Genomic DNA, 3,377 nt, shown 5'->3' with positions numbered 1-3,377 from the left:
CAGGCCGTGAAATCATGTGAACGAAAGTAACATATTGAATGAAAAATATTGAAAGTTCTATCCTACGTTCGACTATGTAACAAACCCACATTCAGGCTTGACAAGCCGGCGAAAGGCCCGTCGCGCCACATGACCCGCATGCGCACTGATCCCTGAGAACACTGCAGCTTCAGTTCGACAGAGTCCGCTAGCGGTTCTCGCTGTGAGACAGAGATCCTGGCCCCTTCCTTTGAAACGTCCCGCACGACGCAGGGGATTTCATCCCCATCATCCGTGCGTAGCGCCCCAATGATCATTGTCTCACGGCGCGGAGATCGCCGGGGGTATTTAGGTTCGTCCATGCTGCTTTGCCCATCGAATGAATGAAACGTAGGCGTTCAATGGTTCAGAAAGGCTCACCAAAGGAGTAGATCGACCAAAATCCGAACAGATTTCCGATCGCCATCTTCCACTTTAGCGGGATATATGCATTATATCTGCTTCTGTAGGTTGCATGCGATTGAGGGTCAGCTATGGATGAAACGGAACAGGGCTTGTCTGACAACAAGCTCGACATGACGGCGGATCTCGTCGCCGCCTACGTCTCGAATAACAACGTGCCGATGAGCGAACTGGCGTCTCTTATCGCCAAGGTGCATGCTGCCCTTACTGGCCTCGGCAATGAAGCCCCGGTCGAACCCGCTGGTTCTGAGAAGGCGACCGCAGCTCAGATCAAGAAGTCGGTCACGCCTGATGCGCTGATCAGCTTCGAGGACGGTAAATCCTATAAGACGCTGCGCCGGCACCTGACGCTGCGGGGTCTGACTCCCGAAGCCTACCGGACGAAATACGGCCTGCCGGCTGACTACCCGATGACAACCGCCAACTACTCGGCGCAGCGTTCCGAGCTGGCGCGCTCCCTTGGTCTCGGTCAGATGCGGCGGAAGTCATCGCTCAAGGCTACTTCATTGGATGAGATCTTTGCCGCGACACCCGCGACCCGCGGTGGCAGGGCCAAGGCTGATAGCACTTCGTAGCCCTCGAAGGTCCGTGGGTGGAGCAAGGCTCTCGAGACAGCTTGAGGCCACTCAATGGCACACCTTGCTACCCGACCGATCACCGCCAGCTTCGTATGCTGGCGGTACGGTAGCTTCACTTTTGAGTGAGCCAGCGGTGAAATTAATCAAATATTCTGGGCTTGGTACGATACTTAACTGGATTTTGCCTTACGAGCTCAGAACGACAATGATCGGCACCAAGCACAAGAAGAGTCTCGGTGTCTTCGGCGTCGGCGCCGATGATCTCACATTGATCAGAGCTCAGGCGGAAGTCGTGCGGAACCGCATGCCTACGTTGCTCTTCGAATTGCAAGAAACGTTTGCAAGTTGGCCAGAGATTGATGCGGCGTTGCGAGTGCCCGAGGTTCATGAAGCACGCCTTGCGCACTGGATCATGGTTGCCTCCGGTGAAATCGGGGCTGCCTTTGACGAGTCAATCGAGCGGTTGGCAACGGCGTTCAGCAGGAACAAGGTACCGGCTTACGCTATCGTCATCTGCCATTCTGTCGTGTCGCGAGCTCTTGTTCGTGAACTTGGTCTGGCCGCACCGATCCCGCAAGCGTTTGGGACGCCCCGAACGTTGAAGCGGATTAGCGAGCATCGGGCTCTTACCAGCGTCATCAGCCAGCTGGCTTGGTTCGATCTGGAATTGTTGTTGGAGACCTACACGCGGGTCGATGACGAGCGGCGCCATGATGCCCTCATGCAACTCAAAGGTTTCCAGAACCAGGTTCAGGACATCGTGGCAGGTGTGACAGAGGGGGCCAACGCCGTCAGCAGTCGTGCTGGGCTCACTCTCCAAGCCATCAACGAGACCGCGAGCCTTGCTGAGACCGTGACTGGCGCGTCCCAGGAGGCTTCCCAGAACGTCGATGGCGTAGCGGCGGCGGCGGAGGAGTTGTCGGCATCGTTGAGCGAGGTGTCACAGCAAGTCACACGTGCCGCCGAGATCGCGCAAGCTGCCAACCAAGCAGCACAGCAGACCGACGCGACCGTCCAAGGCTTGTCCGGGTCCGCATCTCGTATTAGCGATGTCGTGTCGCTCATCTCCTCGATCGCCAGCCAGACCAACCTCTTGGCTCTCAACGCGACGATCGAGGCGGCACGGGCTGGCGAGGCGGGTCGTGGGTTTGCTGTGGTGGCGGCAGAGGTGAAGAGCCTCGCCGGCCAGACCGCAAAGGCAACGGAGGAAATCTCTGCGCAGGTCGCAGGGATGCAGAGTGCCACAGCTTCCGCCGTCACGGCGATCGAGCGGATCGCCACAATGATCAGCGAGATGGATCAGGTCGCCGCTACGATGGCAGCCGCCGTCGATCAGCAGCGGGCGGCAACCCAAGAAATCGCAGGGAATGTGAGCCGAGCCGCTGCGGGTACCCAAGAGGTCGCTGGCAGCATAACGGGTGTCAGCAACGCAGCGAACACGGCTGGAACGGCAGCGGACGAGTTGCAAGGTGTTGCTCGTCAGTTGGCAAGCGAGGCGGTCAAACTCGAGAACGCCATGTCTATTTTGGTAGCCCAAGGGCGGGCAGCATGATCAGCTTGCCGTCACGAACCTGACGGGAGCACGATACGGGTAAACGCCCACGTCTCTACCAGCATTTCTTGGGGGGGCGCCTGTAGCTTGCATCAAGCCTCAGGGCATTGAGGCCGCGCAGCCTGTCTGGGTACGTTGAACGCTCAGGTGGCGTGAGATTGATGCACGTCGACCGGTGGCAAGGCGTTAGGCCTGCCTACAAGATGGACTCTCATCGCCGTTGGCAGGCCGTATGCCGGCATCAGGGCTACAAGCCTCCCGATAGGCGGAGCGGAACTATGAGCCGACAGATCATTCCACTGCGCCCGAAGGGGGCTGAGCAATCGGCTCTCGCTCGGACCGATGTCGCCGCCGTAGCGCTCCTGGCCGGGGGCCAAGCTACGAGCCTGCAGGCGGCGCGGGCCGAGGTGATCCTCGCAGACCTGCGGCTACGGCGGGATGAAATGACGGCGCTGCTCTCCGACCTGCGTAGCCGGGAAACGAGTAGGCTACCTCATATCGATGTTGCAAACGCCAATCTCATCGTCGCGATCGTTCAAGGGGTAGTGCAGATCGACCTGTTCATCGCGCAGGCCCGTGGCCTCATAGAGAGAACCGAGCAACCGGGTACTCTGCCGCTTGGCGAGTCGGGGCAGGCGCTGAAAGGCGCCTAGTGCCGGTAGCGCTCGGCGAGGGCCATGAGGGCTCCTGCGAGCTCGGTGAGGTTGGCCGAGGCCGCCTCGACCTCGCGGGTGCCGGCGGCGGTCTGCTGGCTCGCCTGGCGGATGTTCTGCAAGGCGCCCATCACCTGCTCGATGCCGAGCTGC

The 3,377-nt window shown here is 59.7% G+C and carries 4 protein-coding genes; 3 read left to right on the top strand and 1 reads right to left on the bottom strand.

Translation table 11 applies throughout. The annotated features are described in order from the left end of the window. Window positions 1-62 precede the first annotated feature (62 nt). A complete protein-coding gene (locus MKK68_RS29870; protein ID WP_409567172.1) occupies window positions 63-341 on the bottom strand; it encodes a PilZ domain-containing protein in 279 nt (92 codons plus the stop codon). A gap of 171 nt (window positions 342-512) precedes the next feature. Here MKK68_RS29870 and MKK68_RS05515 point away from each other — a divergent pair, with 171 nt between their 5' ends. From MKK68_RS05515 to MKK68_RS05505, 3 genes are all read left to right on the top strand, one after another. Continuing rightward, entirely contained in the window at window positions 513-1,016 is a 504-nt protein-coding gene (locus tag MKK68_RS05515; protein WP_244029219.1) for a MucR family transcriptional regulator, read from the top strand. Window positions 1,017-1,224: 208 nt separating this feature from the next. After that, on the top strand, window positions 1,225-2,571 hold the full coding sequence (locus MKK68_RS05510; RefSeq protein ID WP_244029217.1) for a globin-coupled sensor protein: 1,347 nt from the start codon (window positions 1,225-1,227) through the stop codon (window positions 2,569-2,571). A gap of 278 nt (window positions 2,572-2,849) precedes the next feature. Continuing rightward, on the top strand, window positions 2,850-3,224 hold the full coding sequence (locus MKK68_RS05505; RefSeq protein WP_244029215.1) for a hypothetical protein: 375 nt from the start codon (window positions 2,850-2,852) through the stop codon (window positions 3,222-3,224). The last annotated feature ends 153 nt before the right edge of the window (window positions 3,225-3,377 follow it).

It is taken from the genome of Methylobacterium sp. E-016 (assembly GCF_022829745.1).
Lineage (GTDB): Bacteria > Pseudomonadota > Alphaproteobacteria > Rhizobiales > Beijerinckiaceae > Methylobacterium.
The sequence above is the reverse complement of the archived record's forward strand: the minus strand, read 5'-3'. Positions and strand labels throughout refer to the sequence as shown.

What these genes read in the sequence shown, in the direction of transcription:
- MKK68_RS05515 (WP_244029219.1), top strand. Translation starts at nt 513, where the DNA reads ATGGATGAAACGGAACAGGGCTTGTCTGACAACAAGCTCGACATGACG.
- MKK68_RS29870 (WP_409567172.1), bottom strand. Translation starts at nt 341, where the DNA reads ATGGACGAACCTAAATACCCCCGGCGATCTCCGCGCCGTGAGACAATG.
- MKK68_RS05510 (WP_244029217.1), top strand. Translation starts at nt 1,225, where the DNA reads ATGATCGGCACCAAGCACAAGAAGAGTCTCGGTGTCTTCGGCGTCGGC.
- MKK68_RS05505 (WP_244029215.1), top strand. Translation starts at nt 2,850, where the DNA reads ATGAGCCGACAGATCATTCCACTGCGCCCGAAGGGGGCTGAGCAATCG.